This window comes from Streptomyces sp. NPDC024555 (assembly GCF_055559335.1).
In genome coordinates this window covers 44,926-71,442 of sequence record NZ_JBVHKV010000026.1, presented here as the reverse complement: position 1 = coordinate 71,442, position 26,517 = coordinate 44,926, and the positions used below count along the sequence as shown (strand labels likewise).

The following is a 26,517-nucleotide window of genomic DNA, read 5'->3' as shown; positions in this document are numbered from 1 at the left end:
GCCCGGTCAGACCGTACGGACGGCGAGCGGGGCCGGCGGACGCGGGGCGGCGAGCAGCGCCCCGTCCAGCAGCCCGCGCACGGTCCGCACCCCGGCCACCGCCCAGGCCGCCACCAGCAGCGCGTACAGCGCCACCGCCAGCCACTCGAAGGCCACCAGACCGGTGTGCCGGGCGAGGCCCGAGGCCCCCGTGACGCACGTCCCCACGGGGAAGGTGAAGCCCCACCAGGTCATGGCGAACGTCATCCCGCCGCGCACCGCCCGCACCACCAGCGCGACCGACAGGGCCAGCCACAGCAGCGCGAAACCCATCACCGGCACCCCGTACAGCACCGCGAAGGCACCCAGGGCCTCCGCGTACGGCGCCCCGACCGCGCCCGGCGCCGCGTCCGCCAGCGCGTTCACCGCGGTCGTCGACTGGCCCAGCGGACCGAGCACCAGGAAGAGCGTGGGCGTCAGCACCAGCGGCAGCGGACCGTGGTGGACCAGCCGGGCGAAGACCAGCGGCAGCATCACCAGCGTCGCCAGGAGGCTCAGCCCGAACATCGCGTAGCAGCCGAGCAGCAGCGCCTCCCGGCCCTGGCCGGCCGGCAGCTCCGTCACCAGCAGCGGCCCGAGCGCGGCCGACACCATGGGCGCCACCACCGGCAGCAGCCACACCGGGGACGCGCTCCCCGGCTCGGTGCGGTGGCGCGTGATCATCAGGTACGGGATCGCCGCCGCGGCCACCAGACCGGTCACCGTGCCCGCGGTGAACAGCACCACGTCCAGCACCAGGGCCGCCCCGTGCCCGATCAGGTCCCGGCCCACCACCATCCCGGAGCCCCCGACGGCGAGCAGCGCCATCGACAGACAGCCGTAGAACGGCGCCACCGCCGGGTCCAGGAGATGGGCACGGGCCTGGTCGCGGTGGGCGGCCCAGTGACCGGCGCGGGCCGTGAGCACCGCGGCCAGCAGCAGCGCGGACAGCGCCCAGACGAGGGCGCAGACCGGACGCAGCCCCGGCACGTCCACCGGCAGGGTGGCGCCCGCGCTCGCCACGATGGCGGTGCCCATCACCGTGGCGTACCAGTTGGGCCCGAAGTGCCGCAGCGCCGGGCGGCGGACGGTCCCGGAGGGAGGGGGAGCGGGAAGGGTGCGCGGAAAGGTGGCCATGCCATCGATTTTCGGCGCCCGGATCGTCCCCCACCAGGGAGTCCCGCCCTATGAGGTCATAAGGTGGGTTTATGTCCAGTGAGCCGTCCGCACCGCTGTCCCACCGCGTCCCCGACCTCGGCGCCCTGGAACTCCTCCTCGCCGTCGCCCGCCACGGCAGCCTCGGCCGCGCCGCCCGGGACCTCGGCATCACCCAGCCCGCCGCCAGCAGCCGGGTCCGCTCGATGGAACGGCAGTTGGGCCTCGCCCTCCTGGACCGCTCGCCGCGCGGCTCCCGGCTCACCGACGCGGGCGCGCTCGTCACCGACTGGGCCCGCCGGGTCGTGGAGGCCGCCGAGGCCTTCGACGCCGGCGCCCAGGCGCTGCGCGACCGCCGCGACTCCCGGCTGCGGGTGGCCGCCTCGCTGACCATCGCCGAGTACCTGCTCCCCGGCTGGCTGATAGCGCTGCGCGGCGCCCGCCCGGACACCGCCGTCTCCCTGCTGGCCGGGAACTCCGCCGCCGTCGCCCGCCGGCTGACGAGCGGCGAGGCGGACCTCGGCTTCGTCGAGGGCCTGTCCGTCCCCGAAGGGCTCGACGGGACCGTCATCGCCCACGACCGCCTGGTCGTCGCCGTCGCCCCCGCGCACGCCTGGGCCCGCCGCCGCACCGCGCTGACCCCCCGGGAGCTGGCCGCCACCCCCCTCATCCTGCGCGAGCACGGCTCCGGCACCCGCCAGGTCCTGGACGCCGCCCTCGCCGTCCACGGCCCGCTCGCCCCGCCGCTGCTCGAACTCTCCTCGACGACCGCCGTGAAGGGCGCCGCGGAGAGCGGCGCCGGCCCCTGCGTCCTGAGCGAACTGGCCCTCGGCGAGGAACTCTCCGCCCGCCGCCTGGTCACCGTGCCCATCGCCGGCGTCCGGCTCCGCCGCCAGCTCCGCGCCGTCTGGCCCTCCGGCCACCGCCCCACCGGACCCGCCCGCGACCTGCTCTCCCTCACCCGGTCCGGCCCGGCCGAACACTGAGCCTCGCCCGAGTCCGCCGAAATCCGCTGGCCCGCCCGTCCGCCGCACCGGAAGGATGGGCCCATGACCGTCACCGCCCCGCCCGCCGAAGGCGTCCGCCACCACTGGGCCGATCTGCCCGCCGTCGTACGCGAGGCCGTCACGGACATCCTCGGCGCACCCGTCGTCGAGGCCCGCACCCAGAACGGCGGATTCTCCCCGGGCGTCGCCGCCCGGGTCCGCCTCGCGGACGGCCGCCGCGCCTTCGTCAAGGCGGTGAGCGCCGAGACCAACCCCGGCAGCCCCGGTCTGCACCGCGCGGAGGCCCGCAACACCGCCGCCCTGCCGCCGCACGCCCCCGTACCCCGGCTCCTCGGCTCGTACGACGACGGCACCACGGTCGCGCTCGTGCTGGAGGACATCGACGGACACCAGCCGCGCGTCCCCTGGGACCGGGACGAACTCGACCGCGTCCTGGACGCCGTCGCCCGGCTCGGCACGCTCCTCACCCCCGCCCCCTTCGACGCGCCGGACATCGCCGTACGCGAGGACTCGATGTTCACCGGCTGGCGGAGCCTCCACGCGGCGGGGGACACCGCCCGCCTCGACCCCTGGGCGGCCCGGCACCTCGGGGCCCTCGCGGACCTGGAAGCGGGCTGGGCGGCACCCGCCACCGGCGACACCCTCGTCCACGCCGACCTGCGCGCCGACAACATCCTCCTCACCGAGGACCGCGTCGTCTTCGTCGACTGGCCGCACGCCCGGCGCGCCGCACCCTGGTTCGACCTGCTGGCCATGCTCCCGAGCGTGGCCGCCCAGGGCGGCCCCGACCCGGAGGCGGTCTTCACCGCGCACCCGCTCGGCCGGGACGCCGACCCCGACGGGGTCACCGCCGTCCTCGCCGCACTGGCCGGCTACTTCGTCGCGCACTCACTGCGCCCCGACCCGCCGGGCCTGCCCACGGTCAGGGCGTTCCAGGCCGCACAGGGCGCGGCCGCGCTGGACTGGCTGCGGCGCCGGCCGGGGCCCGGCCTCGACGGCTGATCCCGTAGGCCACCGCTCAGCGCCGCGCCACGTAGTACACGTTCAGGATGTCGCCCTCCACGCGCCGGGTCTCCACGTCGCCGAAACCGGCCTCGGCGAGCATCCTCCGGGCGGTCTGCTCGCCCCAGACGGTGCCCAGCCCCTCACCGCCCTCGCCCAGCGACACGCTCATGCAGTAGAACACCGAGAACGTGTAGAGCGCCGGGCCCAGCGGATGGTCGATGTTCTCCTCCAGACGGCTCGACGCCGCGATGTCCCCCATCAGGAACACCCCGTCCGCGGCCAGCGCGGTGTGGACGGCGGCCAGCGCACGCGCCGGCCGGGCCAGATCGTGGACGACGTCGAACGCGGTGATCAGATCGTAGGAACCGTCCACCTCGGCGCAGTCACCGATGTCGAAGGCGGTGTTGCCCAGTCCGAGCGCGGCGGCCTCCGCACGCGCGGCGGCGATGCCCTCCTCGGACATGTCGATCCCCTGGAAACGGCTCGCCGGGAAGGCCCCGGCCAGCACGTTGACCGCGTGGCCGTGGCCGGTGCCGATGTCCAGCACCTCGATCCCGGCCCGCAGCCGCTCGGGCAGACCGGGCACCAGCGGTACGATGGCGTTCACCAGCGCCAGATCGAAGACCTCCCCGGACTCCTCGGCCTGGAGGGACTGGAACCGCGGATACGCGGAGTACGGCAGCCCGCGCCCGGTGCGGAACGCCTCCAGCACCTGCTGCTCCACCTCGCCCATCATCCCGAAGTCCTGCGCGATCCGGGCCAGGTTGTCGGGGCCCGCCGCCCGCGTCAGCGAGGCCGCGTGCTCCGGCGGCAGCGCGTACGTCCCGTGGTCGGGGTCGTAGTCGACGACGCCCCCGACGACCATCGCGCCCAGCCACTCCCTGACATAGCGCTCGTTCAGCCCGGCGGCCTCCGCGATCTCCGCACTGGTGCCCGGCGCCCGGCCGGACATCGTGTCGAACAGACCGCTCTGGTGCCCCAGCCCCGCCATCAGCCCCAGGCAGGTGTCGTTGACCACCTGGACCATGCGGCCCGCGAACGCCTCCTGTTTCACCTTGTCCGGTGCTGTCACGGACATCGTTCCTCCTTTCGCCGCCGGGCCGCGGGAGGGAGGCGGGACAGGCGGCCGACGCGCTCACGGCGGGCGGCCCGACGAGACGGCGACGGATACGCTCCTGTCCGCCACGCTACGCCGCGGCGGCGGCCACGGCCGCCCGGGACCGCCGCCCTTCCCGCGGGACCACCGAACCGCCGCGCCGCCCGCTCACACCCCGTCGCCCGAGGCCGGTCCCAGCGCCGCGTCGCCCAGCGCCAGCCCCGTCGCGCCCTGCCGCAGCGCGCGCTCCACCAGGTCCGCGAGGGCCACCGCCGCCGCGCGGTGGCCCAGCCCCCCGGGCGGGTGGATGTTCGAGAGACAGGTGCGCTCGGCGTCCCGGCGGCCCACCCGGGGCGCGTACGTCACATAGACCCCGAGACTGTCGGCGGCGCTCAGTCCGGGGCGCTCCCCGATCAGGACGACGACGAGCCGGGCACCGGTCAGCTCGCCCACCTCGTCGCCGAGGGCCACCCGCGCCTGGGACGCCAGCACCACGGGGGCGGTGCCCAACGGGCCCAGCAGCGGGCGCAGTTCGGTCAGCAGCGGCAGCGCGTGCGCCCCGACCGCCGTGGCCGACAGCCCGTCCGCGACGACGAACACCAATTCCTTGGCCCGGACCCCGGAGAGCAGCCCCGCATCGTCCGGACGCACCCGCCGCCCGAGATCGGGACGGCGCAGATACGTGGCGCGGTCGGGGGCGGCGCTGCGCACCTCCACGACCCGGTGCCCGGTCAGCCCCGCCCGCAGCGCCGAGAAGTCCACCGGCGTGTGCACGGCGTCCCGTGCCAGGGCGTGCGCCGCCTGGAACTCCAGCAGCCGGCCGGCCGGCAGCCCCGCCCCGGTGCGCCCCAGCCCGATCCGGGCCGGGGTGTGCCGGCGCAACGGCTCCCACAGCTCCGGCGGCACCTCCCCGTCCATCACGCCCCCTCGATCATCGCGGCCATCCCGGCCGTCAGCCCGGAGTGCGGCACCGGGCTCCGCAGCGCCCCCGCGTCGTCGTACATCCCCATCCGCTCCAGCCAGGCCTCGAACTCCGGCGCGGGGCGCAGATTCAGGGTGTCGCGCACGTACAGGGCGTCGTGGAACGAGGTGCTCTGGTAGTTCAGCATCACGTCGTCCGCCCCCGGCACCCCCATCACGAAGGTGCACCCGGCCACACCGAGCAGCGTCAGCAGGGTGTCCATGTCGTCCTGGTCGGCCTCGGCGTGGTTGGTGTAGCAGACGTCGCAGCCCATCGGCAGTCCGAGGAGCTTGCCGCAGAAGTGGTCCTCCAGACCGGCCCTGACGATCTGTTTCCCGTCGTACAGATACTCCGGACCGATGAAGCCGACCACCGTGTTGACCAGCAGGGGACGGAACCGGCGCGCGACCGCGTACGCCCGCGCCTCCAGCGTCTGCTGGTCCACGCCGTGGTGCGCGTCCGAGGACAGCGCGCTGCCCTGGCCGGTCTCGAAGTACATGACGTGGTCGCCCACGGTGCCCCGCTCCAGCGAGAGCCCCGCCGCGTGCGCCTCGCCGAGCAGGGCGAGGTCCACGCCGAACGCCCGGTTGGCGGCCTCGGTCCCGGCCACCGACTGGAAGACCAGATCGACGGGGGCCCCGCGCTCGATGGCCCGGAGGGTCTGGGTGACGTGCGCCAGCACACAGCTCTGGGTGGGGATCTCGTACCGCTGCCGGATGTCGTCCGTCAGCCGCAGCAGATCGACGACGGCGCCCGGCGCGTCCGAGGCCGGATTGATCCCGATCACGGCGTCGCCGCAGCCGTACAGCAGCCCGTCCAGCACGGAGGCCGCGATTCCGCGCGGGGAGTCCGTGGGGTGGTTGGGCTGCAGCCGCACCGACAGCCGGCCGGGCAGGCCGATGGTGTTCCGGAACCGGGTGACGACCGTGCACCGGCGGGCCACCTGGATCAGGTCCTGGTTGCGCATCAGCTTGCTGACGGCGGCCGCCATCTCGGGGGTGACGCCCGGCGCCAGGGCGGACAGCGCCGTCGTGGTCGCGGCGGGGGAGAGCAGCCAGTCGCGGAAGCCCCCCACGGTCAGCGAGGCGACCGGGGCGAACGCCGCCGCGTCGTGCGTGTCCACGATCAGCCGGGTGACCTCGTCGTCCTCGTACGGGACGACCGCCTCGTCCAGGAAGGTCCGCAGCGGTACATCGGCCAGCACCCGGCGGGCGGCCACCCGCTCCGCGTCGCTGCCGGCCGCGAGCCCCGCCAGTTCGTCCCCCGAGCGGGCGGGGGAGGCCCGGCCCAGCACCGTGCGCAGATCGGGGAAACGGAATCCGGCGGGGCCCACCGAGGCCGCGTAACGCGTCACCGGCCGGACCGGTCAGACGCCGACGGCGTACGGCGTGAAGTCGTCGAGCATCACGACCCAGCCCTCGTCGCGGAAGACCTGTGTGCCCTCGTCCCGCACCGCGGCGTCCTCCGTCGCCCGCTCCACCCAGGACTGCGGATCGGGGCCGAGCAGTTCCCGCAGCCGGGGCGAGGCGGCGAGCAGTTCGCCGAGCAGGGCGGCCTGGTCGCCCTGGGCGGGGCGCGGCGCCCCGTCCGGACCGGCCAGCACCCCCATCGCGCTGGTGTACAGATGGGCCTCGTCCAGCAGCGTACCGTTCGGCAGCCGCATCGGGTACGCCTCCCGGGGCAGCACCACCCGGGTGTAGAAGGGCAGTTCCGTCTCGTCGACCGCCTTCAACTGGTCGTCGTCCAGCCAGGTCACCGCGAGCGTCCGCGCGGCCGTCCGGTCGGCGAACGGGGCGGTCGCCACGTAACCGGCCGGGTAGATGTGCGCGCACATCCCGATCGCGATGCCCCGGGTGCTCACCGGCACCATCGGGACCGTCCCCGACAGGCCCCGGCTCACCAGCTTGTTGTTCAGCTGGGCGGGGGAGGCGTTGGAACCGACCGAGACCGCGGGGTGCCGCTCGGCGAGCGGGGCCAGCCCCTCCGCCTTGAGGTGGTCGTCGAGCGGGACCGGCCCGTCACCGGTGAGGACGTTCCAGCCGTGGACGGGGCCGTCGTCGGCCTCCAGTTGCAGCAGACACCCCTGGTGCAGGAGGGACGGTTCCGTGATCGGACGTCCGGGATAGGTGAGCGGGGCCTTGGCGGGAACGGTGGCAAGGCCGAGGGCTTGCAGCGAACGGTTCAGCACCCTGCTTCTCCTTATCGGCGACACGGTCGACTGGGGCGAGCTTGCCACAGGGCGACGGCAACGGCGGTGAACGCGCGGGCACGCCGCCCGGAAGTCCCGCCCGACGTGACTAGAATTGACGCCTCACGGCCCAAGTAGCTTGAACGGGGGGCTCATTGATGATGCTCACGCGAGCGATGATCAGCGGTCGGGGCCATCCGCGTTTCCGTACCTCGCTGCGGTGGTGGATCGCCGAACGGACCGTGCCGATGCTGTTCGCCCTGGCCATCGGCGGCCTCGTGCTGTTGTCCGCCGCGATGGCCGCCGGTCTGACGCTGACGTTGAACTCGCCACGCGGCCTCGCGGACCGGCTCGGTGACGGGCACGAGATGCTCATCCTCACCCTCCAGTCGCTGCGGGCCTGTGTGGGCACGGACAACCTCAGCCCGCAGGAGGGCAACACCGCCCACGAGGTCCTCTCCACCGTCGCCTCCGTCATCGGCGCCGTCGTGCCCGCCACCCTCATCGGTGTCGTCTTCATCAAGCTCTTCTCGGTACGGCCCTTCGTCTGGCGCCGCAAGGTCAGTCTCAGCTACGCCCACCAGGCCGACGCCCGCGAGTTCGCCGAGGCGCACGCCGGGAGCGACGACCGGATCATCGCCGTGCGGTTCTACAACCGGATGGAGAACCTCTCCATCATCGACCTGACCGCCCGCGTCTACCTCTGGTACCTGCGCACCTCGCCGCACGACGGCACCCCGGTCTTCTACAAGCAGCCGCTGAGGGTGCTGGACCAGCAGGGCCGGCCGGCGGACGAGCGGAACTGGTTCGTCATGGACCGGGGATCCCCGTTCACCGTCTGGATCCCCGTCGAGGCCGCGGTGCCGACTCTGCCGATGACCCGGATACAGGGCACGGATCTGGCGGGCGCCGAATCGGTGCGGATGCTCGTCCGGCTGACCGCCAAGGCGGGCGGACTGGGGACCGAGGTGTTCGGCGAGCGCTGGTTCGACCTGGGCGGCGACGACTTCGAACTCGGCCGCTTCGCGCCGCTCAAACCACGGGTGGACGCGGACATCCGCACCTGGGACGGATGGCGCCGCTTCGACGAACTGCACACCCCCGAACCGGCCGCCCGCGAGGAGCTGCCCCCGCCCGTGAAGGAGCCGTCGCCCGTGAACGGGGCGGCTCCCGTGAAGGAGGCGACTCCCGTGAAGGAAGCGGCGCCCTCCCGCCGTGCCCGGACCGGCTGGGCCCGGTTCCGCGGCCGCTACGCCGCCCCTCGCACCGCCGCCTCCCGCCCCGCGACCGGCGGCTGACCCGCCCGGGGCAGGTCCTAAGGTGGAGCGATGAGTTACCCGACCCCGCCCGGCTGGTACCCGGACACGGCCGCGCCCGGCACCGAACGCTGGTGGGACGGCGCGGCCTGGACCGCCCACGTCCGCCCCGGCGCCGCGTCCGCGTCCATGCCCGCGCCCGTGCCGGTGGCCCCGGGGGCGCCGCGCGGCGGTGGCGTCCGGACCGTCGCGGTGGTGGCCGCCGCCGCGGTGGTCGTCGGGGCCGCCGTGACCGGAGCGGTGCTGCTGACCGGCGACGACGGCGACACCCCGGTCGCGACCCGGTCCGCCGGTCCCGCACCGCGGCCCGCGCCGACGGGGACGGACACCGCGTCCGGCCCCGCCCCGGACGGCTCGCCCGACGGATCGGACCCGGCGGTCCTCGTCGACCAGCTCAACGGCATCACGCTGCCGATCCCCGCCGGCTGGGAGCGCCCCGAGAAGACCGTCGAGGAGATGCTCACGATGCGCACCACCGGCTCCTACGACTGCCCCGGTGCCTCCTCGTCGTTCTGCTACCACGGCACCGTGACCACCCGGACCGCCGGCAACACCGACGCCACCACGCCCCGGGCCATCGCCGAGGAGGACATCGTGCAGGCCGCGAACCGGGCGTACGACGAGGACGTCGTCGGACGCCGGATCCACGGCGGCATCACCTCGCACCGGCAGATCGCCGCGGGCCCGGTGACCGTCGCGGGCCGCACCGGCTACCGGGTGCGCTGGCGGGTCCTCACCGGCAAGGGACCGGGCGGCTACGTGCAGTCGACGGCCTTCCCCTCGGCGGTCGGCAGCGAGTCGCCCGTCGTCGTCCGGTACGCCTTCGACGCCGGCCCGGACGGGCCGCCGCTCGCCCTCATGGACACCCTCACCCGGGGCATCCGGCCGATCGGCGACACCGCGACCGACGGGGGCGTCGGCAGCTCGATCGCCCCCTGACGGGCCGACGGCCGACGGGCCGGCCGGATCAGAGGAAGGTGCGGCCCTCGCCCCGGTACGTCGGCGCGGTCGCCGTCACCCGGTCGCCCTCGATCAGATGCAGGGTGTCGAACCTCTCGCACAGCTCCCCGGCCTTCGCGTGCCGGAACCACACCTTGTCGCCGATCAGCAGATCGTCGGCCGGGGCGCCCAGCAGCGGGGTCTGCACCTCGCCGGGCCCCTCCTGCGGGTCGTAGCGCAGCCCCTCGGGGAGGTACGGGACCGGCAGCCGGTCCGCACCGGCCGCACCGGACGCCGGATAGCCGCCGCCGAGCACCGTCACCACGCCCACCCCGGGCCGCCGCACCACGGGCTGCGCGAACAGGGCCGCCGGACGGGCGCTGAACGAGGTGTAGTTGTCGAAGAGCCGGGGCACGTAGAGGCCCGATCCCGCGGCGATCTCGGTGACCGCCTCCTCCGCCGCGGTGTGCTGCACACTGCCGGTGCCGCCGCCGTTGACGAACTCCAGGTCCGGGGCGACGGCACGGACCGCCCGCACCACCTCGGCCCGCCGGGCCGCCAGTTCCCTGCGCGCGGTGGCCTGCATCAGCCGGATCGCCCGGGACCGCAGCGGCCGCCCCGCGACCGAGTCGCCCACCCCGGCGATGTGCCCCTCGTACGCCATCAGCCCCACCAGCCGGAACCCCGGCCTGCGCGCCACCGACCTGGCCAGCTCGGTCAGTTGCGCGGGGGTGCGCAGCGGGGAGCGCAGGGCGCCGATGCGGACCCGGCCGCCGAGCATCCGCAGCGAGGTGTCCAGTTCCAGACAGACCCGGATCTCCTCGGTGCCCCCGGCCCGCGCCGCGTCGATCAGCTCCAGCTGCGCGTGGTCGTCCACCATCACGGTCACCGCGGCGGCCAGCTTGGGATCGGCGGCCAGCTCGGCGAAGGCCGCCCGGTCGGCCGACGGATAGGCGAGGAGCACGTCCTCGAAGCCGGCCCGCGCCAGCCACAGCGACTCCGCGAGCGTGAACGACATGATCCCGGCGAACCCGGGGCGCGCCAGCACCCGTTCCAGCAGCGCCCGGCACCGCACCGACTTGCTCGCCACCCGGATCGGCTTCCCCGCCGACCGTCGGACGAGGTCGTCGGCGTTGGCGTCGAAGGCGTCGAGATCGACGACGGCGATCGGGGCGTCGAGATGGGCGGTGGCCCGGTTGTAACGGGTCCGGTCAGCGGCACGGGCAGTCATGGCCGCAGCTTGCCAGACGACCGTACCGCTGGGTAGGGGGACGATCCGCGCAGATCGGCCGCCCCGGACCGGCCGGCACCGCGCCCGCTCCCACCGGGGCCGCCGCAGCCCGTAGAGTGACGGGCACGCGGCGAGCGACGCGCCTGTCCGTGCGGGCGGATCGCACGGGCGGTACGGAACGGACCAGGGGGGCGGATGAGTACCGAGGCGCAGCGCGCTCCCGTCCCACCCCGCCCGACGACCCCGCCCCGCGTCCCCCCGACCACCCCGCCCCCTCTTCCGCCGGCCCCCGCGGACCCACCACCCGCCGAGGACCCGCCCCGGGTTCCGCCCGCGCCGCCTCTCCCGGCCGCCACACCTGCGCCCGCGCCGCCTTCCCTGGCGCCTGCACCGGCGCCCTCGCCGCCTTTCCCGGCCCCTGCACCTGCGCCCGCGCCGCTTCTCCCGGCCCCCGTGCCGCCCGCCCGGAACCCGGCACCGTCCGGCGCCTCCGCGCCCACGTCACCGCCCGCCGCCACGCCCGCACCCGTGCCGCCCGCCCCGACCCCGGCACCGTCCGGCGCCTCCGCGCCCGCACCCGAGCCACCTGCCGCCACGCCTGACCGTCACTCGCCTCCTGCGTTCGGTGGAGGGCCTGCCTCGGCCGGAATTCCCGGGCCCGTTTCGGCTGGAGCTTCCGGGTCCGTTTCGGCTGTGGAGCCGCCGGCCGCCCTGCCCGGTCGGAATGCGGCGTCCGCGTCCGTCGCGCCGCCTTCCTCGGCCGGAGCTCTCGCGCCCGCCTCGGCTTTGGTGCCGCCGACCGCCCCGCCCGGCCGGAACCCGGCATCCGCGTCCGCCGCGACGCCCACGCCGACCGGAACGCCCACGCCGACTGCAACCCCCGCACCGACCGGAACCCCTTCGCCCGCCTCCGGACCGGCCCCCGCCCCGAGCGCCGCCCGTGTCCCCGACGACGGGAACGAGCAGCGGAAGCCCGTACCTCAGGCCGCCCCGCCCGCCGCGCCTCCGGCACCCGCCTCCCTCCCGGCCGCGCCTCCCGCCTCACCACCGGCCGCGTCCGCGACGCCGACCTCGGCGCCCGCTCCGGCGCCCGCTGTCCCTTCCGGGTCGCCCGCCGGCGCGCCGCTTCCGCAGCCGCGCCCTCCGGCCGGACAGGGCCCCGCGTCCGGCACCGGCGGCCCTGCGCAGAGTCCCGCGCCCGGCAGCGGTGGTCAGGCCGCGCCCGCCTCCGGACACGCCTCCGCGGACATGCTCGGCATGCCCGAGTCGCCCGCGCAGGCCGCCCAGAGGGGCCCCGCCGCACCTTTGGGGTCCCGGGCCTCCGTGACGGACGGGGTCGATTTGCCGTCGCCCGCCGAGACCACCGCGCGGCTGCGGCCCGTGCCGCCGGTGGTGCCGGCCCCGGGGCGGAACGCGCAGCCGGGTGCCGTGCCTCCGCCGCTGCCGCGCACCCCGCCCCCGGCGACCCGGCGGCGGCCCGTGGGGGCGGTGGAACTCGGGGGGCCGCCGGTCAGGGGCGCCTCCGGCGCGCCGTACGCGTACCGGCCCGCGCACACCGGCGTGCCCGCCGAGACGCCGGCCGAGCGGACCGCGCGGCTGCGGCCGGTGCGGGTGCGGCACCCGTTCAGGACGGCGGCGGCGGCCGTCTGCGTGGTCCTCGGACTGGGGCTGATCGGCGGGGCGGCCACCGGCAGTTGGCTGATCAGCGACTCGGAGGCCGATCCGGCGGAGCACAGCGCGTACACCGTGGGCGCCGCGGCCTGGCACAGCATTCCGGTCGACACCCTGTTCCCGCGCACGCTCAAGGGCGACGGGGCGGGGCCGGGCCGCTCCGACCGGGTCTGGACCCGGATCGCGGTCGCGCCGGACGGCGGCTGCGCGGAAGGGCTCGACCCGCTGCTCCTCAAGACGCTGGCGCAGGCCGGCTGCGCCCGGCTGCTGCGCGCGACGTACACGGACGCGACGCGCAGCAGCGTGATCACCGTCGGGATGGTGTTCACCGAGGCCGACGCCGCGGGCATGCGGGCGCTGAACACCCGCTTCACCACCGAACACCTCGACACCCGCGCCGACCTGATGCCCCGTCCGTACGCCGTGAAGGACACCCCGGCCGCCGGGTTCGGCGACCGGCAGCGGGCCAGTTGGACCGTGCACGTGCTGACCGAGGTGCCCGTCGTCGTGTTCTCCGTCTCCGGGTTCGCCGACGGGCGGAAGGTCGCCGATCCGCAGCCCGCCGACAAGGCCATGGTGCCGAACGCGACGACCGCCGCCGCCCAGGCCGGGCTGGGCCACGAGGCCCGGGGCGTGGCCGACCGGATCGAACGCGGACTGCGCCGCACCGTCGCCGACCTCACGGAGAAGCCCGAATGATCCGCCGCGCCCGCGCCCGCGCCCGCTCCCGCGGACTCCTCGGCGCGGTCTGCGCCGCCACCGCGCTCGCCCTGCTGCCCGTGACGCCCGCGGGCGCCGACACCATCCGGGCCCAGCAGTGGGGCCTGGACGCCCTGCACACCGAGAAGGCCTGGAAGACCACCCGGGGCAAGGGGATCACGGTCGCCGTCGTCGATACGGGCGTCGACGGAACCCTGCCCGATCTCGCGGGCCAGGTCCTCCCCGGCAAGGACCTGATCGGCTTCGGCGCCGCACGCGGCGACCGCTCCTGGGCCCGGCACGGCACGGCGATGGCCGGGATCATCGCCGGACGCGGCCACGGAGACGGACGCGAGGCGGGCGTCCTCGGCGTGGCGCCCGAGGCGCGGATCCTGCCCGTCCGGGTCATCCTCGAAGCCGGCGACCCCGCCCGCGCCAAGGCCCGCAAGACCCGGGGGACCGCACTCGCCGACGGCATCCGCTGGGCCGCCGACCACGGCGCCGACGTCATCAACCTCTCCCTCGGCGACGACAGCGCCTCCGCGCACCCCGAACCGGGCGAGGACGCGGCCGTCCAGTACGCCCTGAAGAAGGGCGCCGTCGTCGTCGCCTCCTCCGGCAACGGCGGCGAGAAGGGCGACCACATCTCCTACCCGGCCGCCTACCCCGGTGTGATAGCGGTCGCCGCCGTCGACCGGTACGGCACCCACTCCTCCTTCTCCACCCGGCGCTGGTACGCCACCGTGAGCGCCCCCGGCGTCGACATCGTCGTCCCCGCGCCGGACCGCAAGTACTACGTGGAGTGGGGCACCTCGGCCGCCGCCGCGTTCGTCTCCGGCGCCGTGGCCCTGGTCCGCGCCGCGCACCCCGGGCTCACCCCGGCCCAGGTCAGGAAGCTCCTCACCGACACCGCGCGCGACGCCCCGTCCGGCGGCCGCGACGACGCACGCGGCTACGGCATCGTCGACCCCGCCGCCGCGATCAAGGCGGGCGCCGCGCTGCGCCCCGAGGACGCGCACGCCGGCTCCGCCGCCGGCTACCAGAAGCGGTACTTCGGGTCCGGCCCCGCCCCGGCCCGCCCGGACGACGGACCGGCCGGCTGGCTCGCCCCGGTGGCGGGCGGACTCGGCGCGCTCCTGCTCGCCCTGGCGGTCCTGCTCTGGCGCGGCCGGGGACCCCGCATCCGCACCCCGCGCCGCTGACCGTATCCGCTCCCCGCGCCGCTGACCGCCGCCACCGGGCCTCGCCCGTCGCCCGATCTGCGCCGCCCCGCCCCCCGCCGGTCGAACCCGGTGTGGCTCAGCCGTCCTTCGAGGCCCGGACCACACCCACGGCCGCCTCCGCCACCGACTCGACCCGCGCGATCCCCGCCTCCTTGGTGGGCTGCCCGGCGGAGAGCACGGCGACCAGACAGGGATGGCCGTCCACCGTGACGCGGCCGACGCTGTTGATGTTCCACAGTCCGGTGGCGGTCCTCGGCATCCAGCCGTTCTTCAGCGCCACGCCGCTGCCCGCCGCCGACACCCCCCACCGCTGGTCGGCCTGGACCCGCTCCATCAGCCCCCGCAGATATGTCCGGGACGCCGGCTCCAGCACGGCGTCCTCCTCGTCGGTGAACACCGCCTCCAGCAGCGTCAGCTGATCGGCCGCCGTGGTCCGGGTCAGCCCCCACGCCCGCGCGGCCTTCGTCGAGGTCAGACCGAACCGCTCGTTGGCCGCGTCGAGACCGTCCGCCCCGCCCACCGCCGAGAACAGCGCGGTCGCCGCGTCGTTGTCGCTGCGCCCGATCATCACGACCGCCCGCGCACGCTCCGCCGAGGTCAGCGCGCGCCCCTCGTCCTGCGCGCGCAGCAGCAGCGCGGCGAGGATGTCGACCTTGACGATGCTCGCCGTGTCGTACGTCGCCTCCGCGCCCCCGTACACCGCGCGGATCCCGGTGTCCCGGTCCAGCACGGCCACCGACACCGCCTCCCCGTCCGCGTCCGCCAGCAGCGGTTCCAGGGCCGCCGCCAGCTCCGTGTCCCGGTCCTCCATCGCTGCCCCGCCCTCCGCCGCCGATGCCGGGGCGGACGCCGCCGGCGACACGGACGATACGGAGGCCGAGGCGGCGGGCACCTGACGCGGCGACCGGCCGGAGAGGTACGCGCCCCCGGCGGCCGACGCGGTCAGGACGACGGCGGCGGTCAGGGAGACGGACAGGGCGGATCGGCGGAGAGCATGACGGGCCATGCCCCGGATGCTAGGAACCGAGGCTGGCAGCGGCCTGGGTCCGACCTGTCGAACGGATGAGAAAGCCCAGGCACTACGCTCGCCCTGTGGCGCAGAAGAACATTCCGGACCCCGGATACTCCGACGACGACGGCTCGGCCGACCCCGCCCTGACCGAGGCACTGACCGCCTGGTCCACCGACCGCGCGGCCGTCGGCCCGGTGCTCGAAGCCCTCAGGGGGGCCCGGCTCCTCGTCCCCGTGGTCGCCGTCCTCGGCGAGGTCGAGCACGACGAGAACGGCCTGCGCCGCGAGAAGACCAGCGACATGGCGGTGCCCACGCTCCGGGCGGGTGACCGCCGCGCCCTGCCCGCCTTCACCTCCACCGCCTCCCTGGCCCTGTGGGACCCGGAGGCGCGCCCCGTCGCCGTACCCCTGCACCAGGCCCTCCAGGCCGCCGCGCACGAGAAGGCCGACACCGTGGTGCTCGATCTCGCGGGCCCCGTGGCCTTCGAGCTGACCGGCTCCGCCCTGCTCGCCCTGGCCGAGGGCCGGACCAGCGCCGATCCGCTCGACGATCCCGCCGTCACCACCGCCGTGCGCGCGGCCGTCGCCGCCGAGCCCGCCGTGCTCCGCGCCCATCTGGGTCCCGGCCGCGCCGACGGCACCCTCGCCCTGGTGCTGGCCGCCGGCGCCGACCCCGCCGAGGCGGCGGGCCGCGTCGCGCGCGCCCTGGCGGCCGACGAGGTGCTGCGCGCCCGGCTGGTGCGCGGACTGGACCTCGCGCTGCTCCCGGCCGACGCGCCGGCCCCGGGCGAGGCCCTGTTCACACGCTGAGCCGCCCCCGTACGCCGTGAGCCCCCCGCCGGTGCGGCGGGGGGCTCACGTACGGAAACGGTCGGGACGGGCGGTGCTCAGCCGAAGACGGGGCCGGTGTACTTCTCGCCGGGGCCGTGACCGGGCTCGTCCGGCACCACCGACGCCTCGCGGAAGGCCAGCTGGAGCGACTTCAGACCGTCGCGGAGCGGGGCCGCGTGGAAGGAGCTGATCTCCGTGGTGCTCGCGTCCAGCAGCCCGGCCAGGGCGTGGACCAGCTTGCGGGCCTCGTCCAGGTCCTTGTGGTCGTCGCCGTCCTCGGTCAGTCCGAGCTTCACGGCGGCGGCGCTCATCAGGTTGACGGCGACCGTCACGATCACCTCGACGGCGGGCACCTCCGCGATGTCGCGGGCCATGTCGTCGAAGCCGGGGGTCTCACTGGTGGGGGTCGCGTCACTCATGCGCCATACGATAGGCCCCCGGCCCGCCCCCTCCGTCCCCGGGAGCGGATGCGCACACCGGTTCGCGCTCGCCCGGGCAAGCTGCTAACCTTGTGTAACGACCGGCTGGGTGCCTATGCGCCCGGCCCACAAGTGGAGGCTCCGATCTCCCACCTGACCGTCCTCCGGGACGGCGGGTCACCGGTCAGGTGGCGCCCATCGTTCCGTACGGACGATGGAGCCGCCCGATGCGCCCCGCGGTTGACCGTGGCGGTGTTCCGGTTGTCCAGGAGCCCCGCATGTGTCCCGGCGGGGCATTTTTCATGGCCCTGCGCGGTTGGTCTTGTCTGAAACAGACGTTACGCGGCTGTCCGCCAGGCGGTCGCGTGGTGCTACCGAGGAGGATCCATCAGCGCCGAGCCCCGCATCAACGACCGGATTCGCGTGCCCGAGGTGCGACTTGTCGGTCCCAGTGGCGAGCAGGTCGGAATCGTGCCGCTTGCCAAGGCCCTGGAACTCGCACAGGAGTACGACCTCGACCTGGTCGAGGTGGCGGCTACCGCCCGTCCGCCCGTGTGCAAGCTCATGGACTACGGCAAGTTCAAGTACGAGTCGGCCATGAAGGCCCGTGAGGCGCGCAAGAACCAGGCGCACACGGTCATCAAGGAGATGAAGCTCCGGCCGAAGATCGACCCGCACGACTACGACACCAAAAAGGGTCACGTCGTCCGGTTCCTCAAGCAGGGTGACAAGGTCAAGATCACGATCATGTTCCGTGGTCGTGAGCAGTCCCGCCCCGAACTGGGCTTCCGACTGCTCCAGCGTCTGGCTTCGGACGTGGAGGAACTCGGCTTCATCGAGTCCAACCCGAAGCAGGACGGCCGGAACATGATCATGGTTCTGGGCCCGCACAAGAAGAAGACCGAAGCCATGGCCGAGGCCCGCGAGGCCCAGGCCGCCCGCAAGGCCGAGCGTCAGGGCACGTCCGACGCCCCGGCCGCGGACGAGGCTCCGGCCGAGACACCTTCCGAGGCGTGACCTCCGGGGGCCGCCATCCAGGCGCCCCCGGGTCCACCCCGGAACCCATGAAGATCTGACGCCCCTGCTGTCCGGTGCCCGCACCGAGAGGGGCGCCACTGACGAGGAGAGAACGGCGCGATGCCGAAGAACAAGACGCACAGCGGTGCCAGCAAGCGCTTCAAGATCACCGGCTCCGGCAAGGTGCTCCGCGAGAGGGCCGGCAAGCGCCACCTGCTCGAGCACAAGTCGTCCAAGAAGACCCGCTCGCTGACCGGCACGGTCGTCGTGGCTCCGGCCGACGCCAAGAAGATCAAGAAGCTTCTCGGCAAGTGAGGCGTCGTTCCGGGTGACACCCGGGACGCGCCCTCGATCCGACCGGGACCAATTCGTTTCCGGGCCGTGTGAGGACACCCACGGCCCCGCTACAAGGAGTTAACAAGTGGCACGCGTCAAGCGGGCAGTCAACGCCCACAAGAAGCGCCGGGCGATCCTCGAGGCCGCCAGCGGTTACCGCGGTCAGCGCTCGCGCCTGTACCGCAAGGCCAAGGAGCAGGTCACCCACTCCCTGGTCTACAACTACAACGACCGCAAGAAGCGCAAGGGCGACTTCCGTCAGCTGTGGATCCAGCGCATCAACGCCGCTGCCCGCCAGAACGGCATGACGTACAACCGCCTCATCCAGGGTCTGAAGGCCGCCAACATCGAGGTGGACCGCAAGATCCTGGCCGAGCTCGCGGTCAACGACGCCAACGCGTTCGCCGCCCTCGTCGAGGTCGCCCAGAAGGCCCTTCCGAGCGACGTCAACGCCCCGAAGGCCGCCTGATCCAGGCCGCACTTCTTGGCTTCTGAGCCGGACCCGCAGGCGCGCGCCGTCTGCGGGTCCGGTGCGTTGCACCCCCGGACCCCGCCGTCCGGACCTTTTTCGTCCCGCAAGAGAGGCGCGCCGCCGACATGGGCACCCCCGAACTGATCTCCCCGCGTTCGCCCCGGGTCGCCGCCGCGAGACGGCTGGCCAGGCGCAACTTCCGCGGCAAGGAGCGCAGGTTCATCGCCGAGGGGCCGCAGGCCGTGCGCGAGGCCGCGGACCACCGCGGCAGCGACGGCGAACCCACCCTCATCGAGCTGTTCGCCACCGTCGAGGCCGCCGAGCGCCACACCGCCATCGTCGACGCCGCCCGCGCCGCCGGGGCCCGTGTGCACCTCGCCGACAGCGAGGTCCTGGCCGATGTCTCGCAGACCGTCACCCCGCAGGGCCTGATCGGCGTCTGCCGCTTCCTGGACACGCCCTTCGACGCCGTCCTCGCCGCCCGGCCCCGGCTCGTCGCCGTCCTCGCCAACGTCCGCGACCCCGGGAACGCCGGCACCGTGCTGCGCTGCGCCGACGCCGCGGGCGCCGACGCGGTCGTCCTCACCGACGCCTCCGTCGACCTGTACAACCCCAAGTCGGTCCGCGCCTCCGTCGGCTCCCTCTTCCATCTGCCGGTCGCCGTCGGCGTACCCGTCGAGACTGCGGTGAGCGGACTGCGGGAGGCGGGCGTGCGGATCCTCGCCGCCGACGGAGCGGGCGAGAGGGACCTGGACGACGAACTCGACGCCGGCACCATGGGCACCCCCACCGCCTGGGTCTTCGGCAACGAGGCCTGGGGCCTTCCCGAGGAGACCCGCGCCCTGGCCGACGCCGTCGTCCGGGTGCCCATCCACGGCAGGGCCGAGAGCCTCAACCTCGCCACCGCCGCCGCGGTCTGCCTCTACGCCTCGGCCCGCGCCCAGCGCCCCCGGCGTACCACGGGCTGACCCGCCCGCCCCGGCCCCGCTCCCGCTCCCACGGGACAACTCCGTACGGGCCCTAGTAGGGTGACGAACTCGGGGGCCCACTGCACCGGTTCGAGAGGTGGGGTACGGGACATGGCTGTCGGCATGAGCGGGTCGCGGGCGACAGGGGCGGCCGTCGCGCGCCCCGCCGGGGACCCGGACGGGGTGACCGTCGCGGACATCGGCCCCGGCGGCCGCGCGCTGGACCCGGACGACCTTCCCGACGGGCTCGTCGTCGCCGACGGGACCGGCCGGGTCATCTGCTTCAACGCCGCCGCCGCCCGGATCACCGCACTGTCCCCGGCGGCCGCGCTGGGCCGCCCGCTCCAGCACGTCCTGCCGCTGGAGGACCTCAAGGGCCGCCGCTGGTGGGAGCTGACCGACCCGTACGGCGGCCTCGCCACCCGCGTCGGCCAGCCCGAGCGCAATCTGCTGCTGCCCGGCGGCCGCGAGGTCCTCGTCTCGGCGCGCTACGTACGGGAGAGCCCGACCGGACCCGTGCGCCGGCTGGTGATCAGCCTGCGCGGCACCGAGGCCCGCCGCCGCAACGAGCGCAGCCACGCCGAACTCATCGCCACCGTCGCCCACGAACTGCGCTCGCCGCTCACCTCCGTCAAGGGCTTCACCGCCACCCTGCTGGCCAAGTGGGAGCGCTTCACGGACGACCAGAAGCGGCTGATGCTGGAGACCGTCGACGCCGACGCCAACCGCGTCACCCGGCTGATCGCCGAACTGCTGGACATCTCCCGGATCGACTCCGGCCGGCTGGAACTGCGCCGCCAGCCCGTCGACCTCTCCGCCGCCGTCGAACGCCACGTCCAGGCCCTCACCGCCACCGGCCAGGACCCCGGCCGCTTCCTCGTCCGCACCTGCCAGCCGCTGCCCCAGGTGTGGGCCGACCCCGACAAGGTCGACCAGGTCCTCGGCAACCTCCTGGAAAACGCGGTGCGCCACGGCGAGGGAACCGTCACCATCGAAGTGGCCCCCGCGACGGCATCGATCGACGAGAAGGGAACGGCGGTCACCGTGAGTGATGAAGGTCCCGGCATTCCCGAGGAGTCGATGGGCCGTGTCTTCACCCGCTTCTGGCGGGGGAGCAAGCGCGGCGGCACCGGCCTGGGCCTCTACATCGTCAAGGGCATCGTCGAGGCCCACGGCGGCACGATCACGGTCGGGCGCGGGCCCGGGGGCGGCGCCGAGTTCCGATTTATGCTGCCCGTGGCTGCGCCGGCCTACCTGAAGTAGCGGCCCCGGCGGCCCACGGGCGCCTCCTTCATCCCGTGACCCTTAGACTCGACCATTGGCACCTTTGCGTCCTCCGGTCGTCGAGCGGGGTCGCGCCACCAGCCAATCGGAAGTACGGGAAGAGATGTCGGCACCGAACAAGTCGTACGACCCAGTCGAGGTCGAGGCACTGAAACCGGAAGAGATCGAGCGCATGCGGGACGAGGCGTTCGCCGCCTTCGCCGCCGCCGGTGACCTCGATGCGCTCGCCCAGGCGAAGACCGCGCACACCGGTGGTACCTCCCCCCTGTCGCTCGCCAACCGTGAGATCGGCGCGCTGCCCCCGCAGGCCAAGGCCGAGGCCGGCAAGCGCGTCGGCCAGGCCCGCGGCGCCGTGGGCAAGGCCCTGGCCGCGCGCCAGGCGGAGCTGGAGGCCGAGCGGGACGCCCGGGTCCTGGTCGAGGAAGCGGTGGACGTCACCCTGCCCTACGACCGCACCCCGGCCGGCGCCCGCCACCCCCTGACGACCATCATGGAGCGCGTCGCCGACGTCTTCGTGGCCATGGGCTACGAGATCGCCGAGGGCCCCGAGGCCGAGGCCGAGTGGTTCAACTTCGACGCGCTGAACTTCGTGCCCGACCACCCCGCGCGCCAGATGCAGGACACCTTCTTCGTCGAGGGCGCCGACGGCGCCAAGACCGACGAGTCCGGTGTCGTGCTGCGCACCCACACCTCGCCGGTCCAGGCCCGCACCCTGCTCGACCGCGAGCCCCCGGTCTACGTCGTCTGTCCGGGCCGGGTCTACCGCACCGACGAGCTCGACGCCACGCACACCCCGGTCTTCCACCAGATCGAGCTGCTCGCCGTCGACGAGGGCCTGACCATGGCCGATCTGAAGGGCACCCTCGACCACATGGTCCAGGCGCTCTTCGGCCCGGACATGAAGACCCGGCTGCGGCCGAACTTCTTCCCGTTCACCGAGCCGTCCGCCGAGATGGACATGGTCTGCTACGTCTGCCGCGGCGAGTCCGTCGGCAACCCCGACCGCCCCTGCCGCACCTGCGGCAGCGAGGGCTGGATCGAGCTGGGCGGCTGCGGCATGGTCAACCCCAAGGTGCTCATCGCCTGCGGCGTCGACCCGGAGAAGTACAGCGGATTCGCCTTCGGCTTCGGCATCGAGCGGATGCTGATGTTCCGCCACCACGTTGAAGACATGCGAGACATGGTCGAGGGAGACGTCCGGTTCACCCGGCCCTTCGGGATGGAGATCTGATGCGCGTCCCGCTTTCCTGGCTGCGGGAATACGTCGACCTGCCGGTCACCGAGACCGGCCGCGACGTGCAGGCCAAGCTCGTCGGGGTCGGCCTGGAGGTCGAGACCGTCGAGCAGATCGGCGCCGGCCTCCAGGGCCCGCTGGTCGTCGGACAGGTGCTGACCATCGAGGAGCTGGAGGGCTTCAAGAAGCCCATCCGCTTCTGCACGGTCGACGTCGGCACCGCCAACGGCACCGGCGAGCCGCAGGAGATCGTCTGCGGCGCCCGTAACTTCTCGGTCGGCGACAAGGTCGTCGTGGTCCTGCCCGGCGCGGTGCTCCCCGGCGACTTCGCCATCGCCGCGCGCAAGACGTACGGCAGGACCTCGCACGGCATGATCTGCTCCACCGACGAACTGGGCATGGGCGACGACGGCACGCACGGCATCATCGTGCTCCCGCCGGAGCACGAGGCGGGCACCGACGCGATCGAGCTGCTCCAGCTCGTCGACGAGGTCCTCGACATCGCCGTCACCCCGGACCGCGGCTACTGCCTGTCGATGCGCGGGGTCGCCCGCGAGACCGCCACCGCGTACGGGCTGCCGCTGCGCGACCCCGCGCTCCTCGACGTGCCCGCGCCCAACGCGTACGGCTACCCGGTCGAGGTCTCCGACCCGATCGGCTGCGACCGCTTCACCGCGCGCACCGTGACCGGCCTCCAGCCCGAGGCCCGGTCCCCGATCTGGATGCAGCGCCGCCTCCAGAAGGCCGGCATGCGCCCGATCTCGCTCGCCGTCGACGTCACCAACTACGTGATGCTCGAACTGGGCCAGCCGCTGCACGCCTACGACCGCAGCCGCATCGAGGGCCCGATCGGCGTGCGCCGCGCCGAGCAGGGCGAGAAGCTCACCACCCTCGACGGGCAGGTCCGCGTCCTGGACGCCGCCGACCTCGTCATCACCGACGACCGGGGCCCCATCGGCCTCGCGGGCGTCATGGGCGGGGCGAACACCGAGATCGCCGACGCCTCGGAGGAGGCGCACACCACCGAGGTCGTCATCGAGGCCGCGCACTTCGACGCGATCTCGATCGCCCGGACCGCGCGCCGCCACAAGCTGTCCTCCGAGGCGTCCAAGCGCTTCGAGCGCGGCGTCGACCCGCAGGCCGCGGCCGCCGCCGCGCAGCGCACCGTCGACCTGCTGGTGCTGCTCGCCGGCGGCACCGCCGAGGCGGGCGTCACCGAGATCAGCGCCCCGTCCGCGCCCCGGACCATCACCATGGCGGCCGACCACCCCGACCGGGTCGCCGGTGTCGCCTACGGCCGCGAGACCGTGGTGCGCCGCCTCCAGGAGGTCGGCTGCGACGTCTACGGACAGGACGAGCTGCTGGTCACCGCGCCCTCCTGGCGCCCCGACCTGAACGAGCCGAACGACCTGGCCGAAGAGGTCATCCGGCTGGAGGGCTACGAGAACCTGCCCTCCACCCTCCCCACCCCGCCCTCCGGCCGCGGGCTCACCGACCGCCAGCGGCTGCACCGCCGCGTCGGTCGCGCCCTGGCCGGCGCCGGATACGTCGAGGCGCTGAACTACCCGTTCATCGGCGAGGCGGTCCTCGACCAGCTCGGCCTGGAGGCGGACGACGACCGCCGCCGCACGGTCAAGCTGGTCAACCCGATCTCCGACGAGGAGCCCTCGCTGCGCACCACGCTGCTGCCGGGCCTCCTCGGCGCGCTGCGGCGCAACGACGGCCGGGGCAGCCACGACCTCGCGCTCTTCGAGACCGGTCTGGTCTTCCGGCCCACCGGCCGGGAGACGAAGCCCGTCCGGCTGCCCGTCGACCGGCGCCCCTCCGACGAGGAGCTCGCCACGCTCGACGCCGCCCTGCCGTACCAGCCGCGCCAGGTCGCGGTGGTCCTCGCGGGCGCCCGCGAGCAGGCCGGCTGGTGGGGCAAGGGCCGCCCGGCGGACTGGGCGGACGCCATCGAGGCCGCCCGCACCGTCGCACGGGAGGCCGGCGTCGAGCTGACCGTCCGCGCCGACCGGCACGCGCCCTGGCACCCGGGCCGCTGCGCCGCGCTGTACGTGACGGCCGACGGAGCGGAGACCCTCGTCGGGCACGCGGGCGAACTGCACCCGCGCGTCATCAAGGTGCTCCACCTGCCGGCGCGCAGCTGCGCCATGGAGCTGCGGCTCGACCTGCTGGAGCAGGCCGCCGACGGCGTGCTCCAGGCGCCCCGGATCTCCACCTTCCCGGTGGCGACCCAGGACGTCGCGCTCGTCGTCGACGCGTCCGTCCCGGCCGCCGACGTGGAGCGGGCCCTGCGCGAGGGCGCCGGCGAACTCCTCGAATCGCTGCGGCTGTTCGACGTGTTCACCGGCGAGCAGATCGGCGAGGGCAGCAAGTCCCTGGCGTACGCGCTGCGCTTCCGCGCGGGCGACCGCACGCTGACCGTCGACGAGGCGAGCGCCGCGCGCGACGCGGCGGTCGCGCTGGCCGCCGAGCGCACCGGCGCGGTGCTGCGCGGCGCGTAGCACACACGCGGAGAGCGAAGGGAGGGGCGTGTCCGGCCACCGGACACGCCCCTCCTCCGTACTCGCCGGGCGACACGGACCGCACACGGGGCCCGGCACGGGCCGGGGGGCGACCCCGGCCGTCGGCCGACCCCGTGGCCACCCTCCGATCCCTGGGCAGTGGGTCGTGCGATCCGGCGCCGCCCGCGCTGCCGCGGAGTGTCGGGCAGGTCGGCAGGGCGGACGGCGCGGGAGCGGGCCGTCGTGCTGTACGAGGGGGAGCAGACGACCCGGCCGCCTCTTGCGAGGAGACCCATTCAAACCATCCGCGCACCGCCGCGACAGCGTGCGCGACGGGACGGTTCGGGCATTCCGTTCACACCCCGTGTGAATCGTGCTCCACTGGGGCGACACGTCCGTGGCGTGCCGATCCACCCGGAGGGGGCGATGGGGGCAATGGAGCCCAATACCTTGCTAGAGGCGCTGATCGACGAGGCGGGTGTCTCCCGGGCCGGACTGGCGGCCCATGTGAACCGGGCGGGGCGGGACCGGGGGCTGTGCCTGCGCTACGAGCACACCGCGGTGGCCCGCTGGCTGAAGGGCCAGCGCCCGCGCGGCCAGGTCCCCGACCTCATCTGCGAGGTGCTGGGCCACCGTCTGAGCAGGGCGCTCTCGCTCGACGACATCGGCATGGCCTTCCCCGCCGGCGGTCCGGCCGCCCCGGCCTCCTCGCTCACCGGCTTCGTCGAACGGACCACGGCCCTGTGGCGCTCGGACGAGCAGCAGCGCCACGGACTGGCCGCCGCCCCGGCCGCCACGGGGACCACGGCGGTGATGCCCGTCTGGGAATGGGAGAACCCGCCGGAGGACGCCGATGTCTCCCGGACCGGGCCGCGCCGCGTCGGCACGGCCGACATAGCGATGCTGCGGGCCGCCCGCGCCCACTACGAACTGATGTATCGCAAGGCGGGCGGAATCGCGACGCGTTCGCGCATCATCGGCTTCCTCAACGCCGAGACGGCCCCGCTGCTGCGCGGCGGTTACAGCGACGCGACGGGGCGTCAACTGCACCGCGCGACCGGCGCGCTGGTGGCCGTCGCCGGGATCTGCGCCTACGACTCCGACGCGCACGGACTGGCCCAGCGCTACTTCCACCAGGCGCTGCGGCTGGCCAAGGCGAGCGGCGACCGGGGACTCGGCGGCTATGTGATCGCGCTGCTGGTCAACCAGTCGCTGTTCCTGGCCGAGTACCGGCAGTCGGTCGCCTTCGCCGAGTCCGCGCTGCGGGCCGCCGGGGGCGAGATCACCCCGGCACTGGCCGCCGATCTCCACGCGATGCAGGCCAAGGCGTACGCCCATCTCGGCGACGGACCGAACGCCCGGCGGTGCATCCGGCACGCCGAGTCCGAGGCCGCGCGGATCCGCCCCGAGCGGGAGCCGGACGAGACCGGGTACGTGCAGCCGGGGCTGGTCGACGTCCAGGTGGCGGAGGCGCTCCTCGGCCTCGGGGACCTGCCGGCCGCCGTCGAGCACGCCGCCGCCGCGGTGCGCACCCCGGCGCACGACCGGGGCCGCGTCCACCGACTGGCCATCCTCACCACGATCGAACTGCGCCGGGGCGAGGCCGACCGGGCCGCGGTCATCGCGACGGAGATGGCGGAGCGTGCCGGGGGCATGGAGTCGCGGCGGCTGCGCGACCGGCTGCGCGAGGTGCGCGGACAGTTGGTGGCCAGCGGCAGCGCCGAGGCCGGACGGGCCGCCGCTCTGGTCGAGGGGGCGCTGCGCGTACCGCTGTGAGCGCCCCGCGTCCGCCCCGGTGCCGTCGTGGGGGGGGGGGGGGGGCCCCCCCCCCCCCCCCCGCGCACGCCGGCCGGGGGGAAACCCCCCCCCGCGGGGGGGGCCCCCCCCCCCCGTGGGGGGGGGGGGGGGGGGGCGGGGGGGCCGCGGGGG

23 protein-coding genes are annotated in these 26,517 nt (G+C 74.6%); 15 read left to right on the top strand and 8 right to left on the bottom strand.

The window, feature by feature from the left end:
* Positions 1-6 precede the first annotated feature (6 nt).
* Positions 7-1,155, bottom strand: coding sequence for a TDT family transporter (locus ACZ4FH_RS32905; protein ID WP_467309438.1), 1,149 nt, complete (start codon positions 1,153-1,155; stop codon positions 7-9).
* A 71-nt stretch (positions 1,156-1,226) separates the two neighbouring features.
* Here ACZ4FH_RS32905 and ACZ4FH_RS32900 point away from each other — a divergent pair, with 71 nt between their 5' ends.
* Together ACZ4FH_RS32900 and ACZ4FH_RS32895 are read left to right on the top strand one after the other, a co-directional pair.
* Positions 1,227-2,159, top strand: a complete 933-nt coding sequence (locus tag ACZ4FH_RS32900; RefSeq protein ID WP_467309437.1) for a LysR family transcriptional regulator — start codon at positions 1,227-1,229, stop codon at positions 2,157-2,159.
* 63 nt (positions 2,160-2,222) lie between these two features.
* Positions 2,223-3,182, top strand: coding sequence for an aminoglycoside phosphotransferase family protein (locus tag ACZ4FH_RS32895; RefSeq protein ID WP_467309436.1), 960 nt, complete (start codon positions 2,223-2,225; stop codon positions 3,180-3,182).
* Positions 3,183-3,198: 16 nt separating this feature from the next.
* On the opposite strand, the gene ACZ4FH_RS32890 is transcribed toward ACZ4FH_RS32895, so the two are convergent.
* The 4 genes from ACZ4FH_RS32890 to ACZ4FH_RS32875 form a co-directional block, all read right to left on the bottom strand.
* Positions 3,199-4,263, bottom strand: coding sequence for a class I SAM-dependent methyltransferase (locus ACZ4FH_RS32890; protein ID WP_467309435.1), 1,065 nt, complete (start codon positions 4,261-4,263; stop codon positions 3,199-3,201).
* Between the two features lie 186 nt (positions 4,264-4,449).
* A complete protein-coding gene (gene eutC / locus ACZ4FH_RS32885) occupies positions 4,450-5,199 on the bottom strand; it encodes an ethanolamine ammonia-lyase subunit EutC (protein ID WP_467309434.1) in 750 nt (249 codons plus the stop codon).
* Positions 5,199-6,596: an ethanolamine ammonia-lyase subunit EutB gene (locus ACZ4FH_RS32880; RefSeq protein ID WP_467309433.1), complete on the bottom strand. Its 1,398-nt coding sequence runs from the start codon at positions 6,594-6,596 to the stop codon at positions 5,199-5,201. The genes eutC and ACZ4FH_RS32880 overlap by 1 nt, the downstream gene beginning before the upstream one ends.
* A gap of 12 nt (positions 6,597-6,608) precedes the next feature.
* Positions 6,609-7,430 (bottom strand): hypothetical protein, encoded by an 822-nt coding sequence (locus tag ACZ4FH_RS32875; protein WP_467309432.1) that lies wholly within the window; start codon positions 7,428-7,430, stop codon positions 6,609-6,611.
* A 158-nt stretch (positions 7,431-7,588) separates the two neighbouring features.
* On the opposite strand from ACZ4FH_RS32875, the gene ACZ4FH_RS32870 reads away from it, so the two are divergent.
* Together ACZ4FH_RS32870 and ACZ4FH_RS32865 are read left to right on the top strand one after the other, a co-directional pair.
* The gene (locus ACZ4FH_RS32870) at positions 7,589-8,728 is read left to right on the top strand and encodes a hypothetical protein (protein WP_467309431.1); all 1,140 of its coding nucleotides are present in this window, start codon (positions 7,589-7,591) and stop codon (positions 8,726-8,728) included.
* Positions 8,729-8,758: 30 nt separating this feature from the next.
* Entirely contained in the window at positions 8,759-9,685 is a 927-nt protein-coding gene (locus ACZ4FH_RS32865) for a DUF2510 domain-containing protein (protein ID WP_467309430.1), read from the top strand.
* A gap of 28 nt (positions 9,686-9,713) precedes the next feature.
* On the opposite strand, the gene ACZ4FH_RS32860 is transcribed toward ACZ4FH_RS32865, so the two are convergent.
* Positions 9,714-10,916, bottom strand: a complete 1,203-nt coding sequence (locus ACZ4FH_RS32860) for an amino acid deaminase/aldolase (RefSeq protein WP_383645618.1) — start codon at positions 10,914-10,916, stop codon at positions 9,714-9,716.
* Between the two features lie 1,479 nt (positions 10,917-12,395).
* On the opposite strand from ACZ4FH_RS32860, the gene ACZ4FH_RS32855 reads away from it, so the two are divergent.
* Complete coding sequence (locus ACZ4FH_RS32855; protein ID WP_467309464.1) at positions 12,396-13,286, top strand: hypothetical protein; 891 nt, start codon at positions 12,396-12,398, stop codon at positions 13,284-13,286.
* Positions 13,283-14,488 (top strand): type VII secretion-associated serine protease mycosin, encoded by a 1,206-nt coding sequence (gene mycP / locus ACZ4FH_RS32850; RefSeq protein ID WP_467309429.1) that lies wholly within the window; start codon positions 13,283-13,285, stop codon positions 14,486-14,488. The genes ACZ4FH_RS32855 and mycP overlap by 4 nt, the downstream gene beginning before the upstream one ends.
* A 97-nt stretch (positions 14,489-14,585) precedes the next feature.
* On the opposite strand, the gene ACZ4FH_RS32845 is transcribed toward mycP, so the two are convergent.
* The gene (locus ACZ4FH_RS32845; protein ID WP_467309428.1) at positions 14,586-15,515 is read right to left on the bottom strand and encodes a serine hydrolase; all 930 of its coding nucleotides are present in this window, start codon (positions 15,513-15,515) and stop codon (positions 14,586-14,588) included.
* A gap of 86 nt (positions 15,516-15,601) precedes the next feature.
* Between ACZ4FH_RS32845 and ACZ4FH_RS32840 the strand changes: the two genes are divergently transcribed.
* Positions 15,602-16,330, top strand: coding sequence for an SseB family protein (locus tag ACZ4FH_RS32840; protein ID WP_467309427.1), 729 nt, complete (start codon positions 15,602-15,604; stop codon positions 16,328-16,330).
* Positions 16,331-16,407: 77 nt separating this feature from the next.
* Here the strand turns inward: ACZ4FH_RS32840 and ACZ4FH_RS32835 are convergent, their stop codons facing one another.
* The gene (locus ACZ4FH_RS32835; RefSeq protein WP_385104179.1) at positions 16,408-16,770 is read right to left on the bottom strand and encodes a DUF1844 domain-containing protein; all 363 of its coding nucleotides are present in this window, start codon (positions 16,768-16,770) and stop codon (positions 16,408-16,410) included.
* A gap of 387 nt (positions 16,771-17,157) precedes the next feature.
* Between ACZ4FH_RS32835 and infC the strand changes: the two genes are divergently transcribed.
* The 8 genes from infC to ACZ4FH_RS32795 all read left to right on the top strand — a co-directional run bounded on the left by infC (position 17,158) and on the right by ACZ4FH_RS32795 (position 26,364).
* Positions 17,158-17,787: a translation initiation factor IF-3 gene (infC, locus tag ACZ4FH_RS32830; RefSeq protein WP_383646147.1), complete on the top strand. Its 630-nt coding sequence runs from the start codon at positions 17,158-17,160 to the stop codon at positions 17,785-17,787.
* Between the two features lie 120 nt (positions 17,788-17,907).
* Positions 17,908-18,102 carry a 50S ribosomal protein L35 gene (gene rpmI / locus ACZ4FH_RS32825; protein WP_003970213.1) on the top strand — a complete coding sequence of 65 codons (195 nt, stop codon included), beginning with the start codon at positions 17,908-17,910 and terminating at the stop codon, positions 18,100-18,102.
* 106 nt (positions 18,103-18,208) lie between these two features.
* Entirely contained in the window at positions 18,209-18,592 is a 384-nt protein-coding gene (rplT, locus tag ACZ4FH_RS32820; protein WP_003970214.1) for a 50S ribosomal protein L20, read from the top strand.
* Between the two features lie 128 nt (positions 18,593-18,720).
* Positions 18,721-19,563, top strand: coding sequence for a TrmH family RNA methyltransferase (locus tag ACZ4FH_RS32815; protein ID WP_467309426.1), 843 nt, complete (start codon positions 18,721-18,723; stop codon positions 19,561-19,563).
* A gap of 111 nt (positions 19,564-19,674) precedes the next feature.
* The gene (locus tag ACZ4FH_RS32810) at positions 19,675-20,826 is read left to right on the top strand and encodes a sensor histidine kinase (protein WP_467309425.1); all 1,152 of its coding nucleotides are present in this window, start codon (positions 19,675-19,677) and stop codon (positions 20,824-20,826) included.
* Between the two features lie 124 nt (positions 20,827-20,950).
* Complete coding sequence (pheS, locus tag ACZ4FH_RS32805; protein ID WP_467309424.1) at positions 20,951-22,078, top strand: phenylalanine--tRNA ligase subunit alpha; 1,128 nt, start codon at positions 20,951-20,953, stop codon at positions 22,076-22,078.
* Complete coding sequence (gene pheT / locus ACZ4FH_RS32800) at positions 22,078-24,588, top strand: phenylalanine--tRNA ligase subunit beta (protein ID WP_467309423.1); 2,511 nt, start codon at positions 22,078-22,080, stop codon at positions 24,586-24,588. The genes pheS and pheT overlap by 1 nt, the downstream gene beginning before the upstream one ends.
* A gap of 435 nt (positions 24,589-25,023) precedes the next feature.
* Complete coding sequence (locus tag ACZ4FH_RS32795) at positions 25,024-26,364, top strand: transcriptional regulator (protein WP_383645648.1); 1,341 nt, start codon at positions 25,024-25,026, stop codon at positions 26,362-26,364.
* The last annotated feature ends 153 nt before the right edge of the window (positions 26,365-26,517 follow it).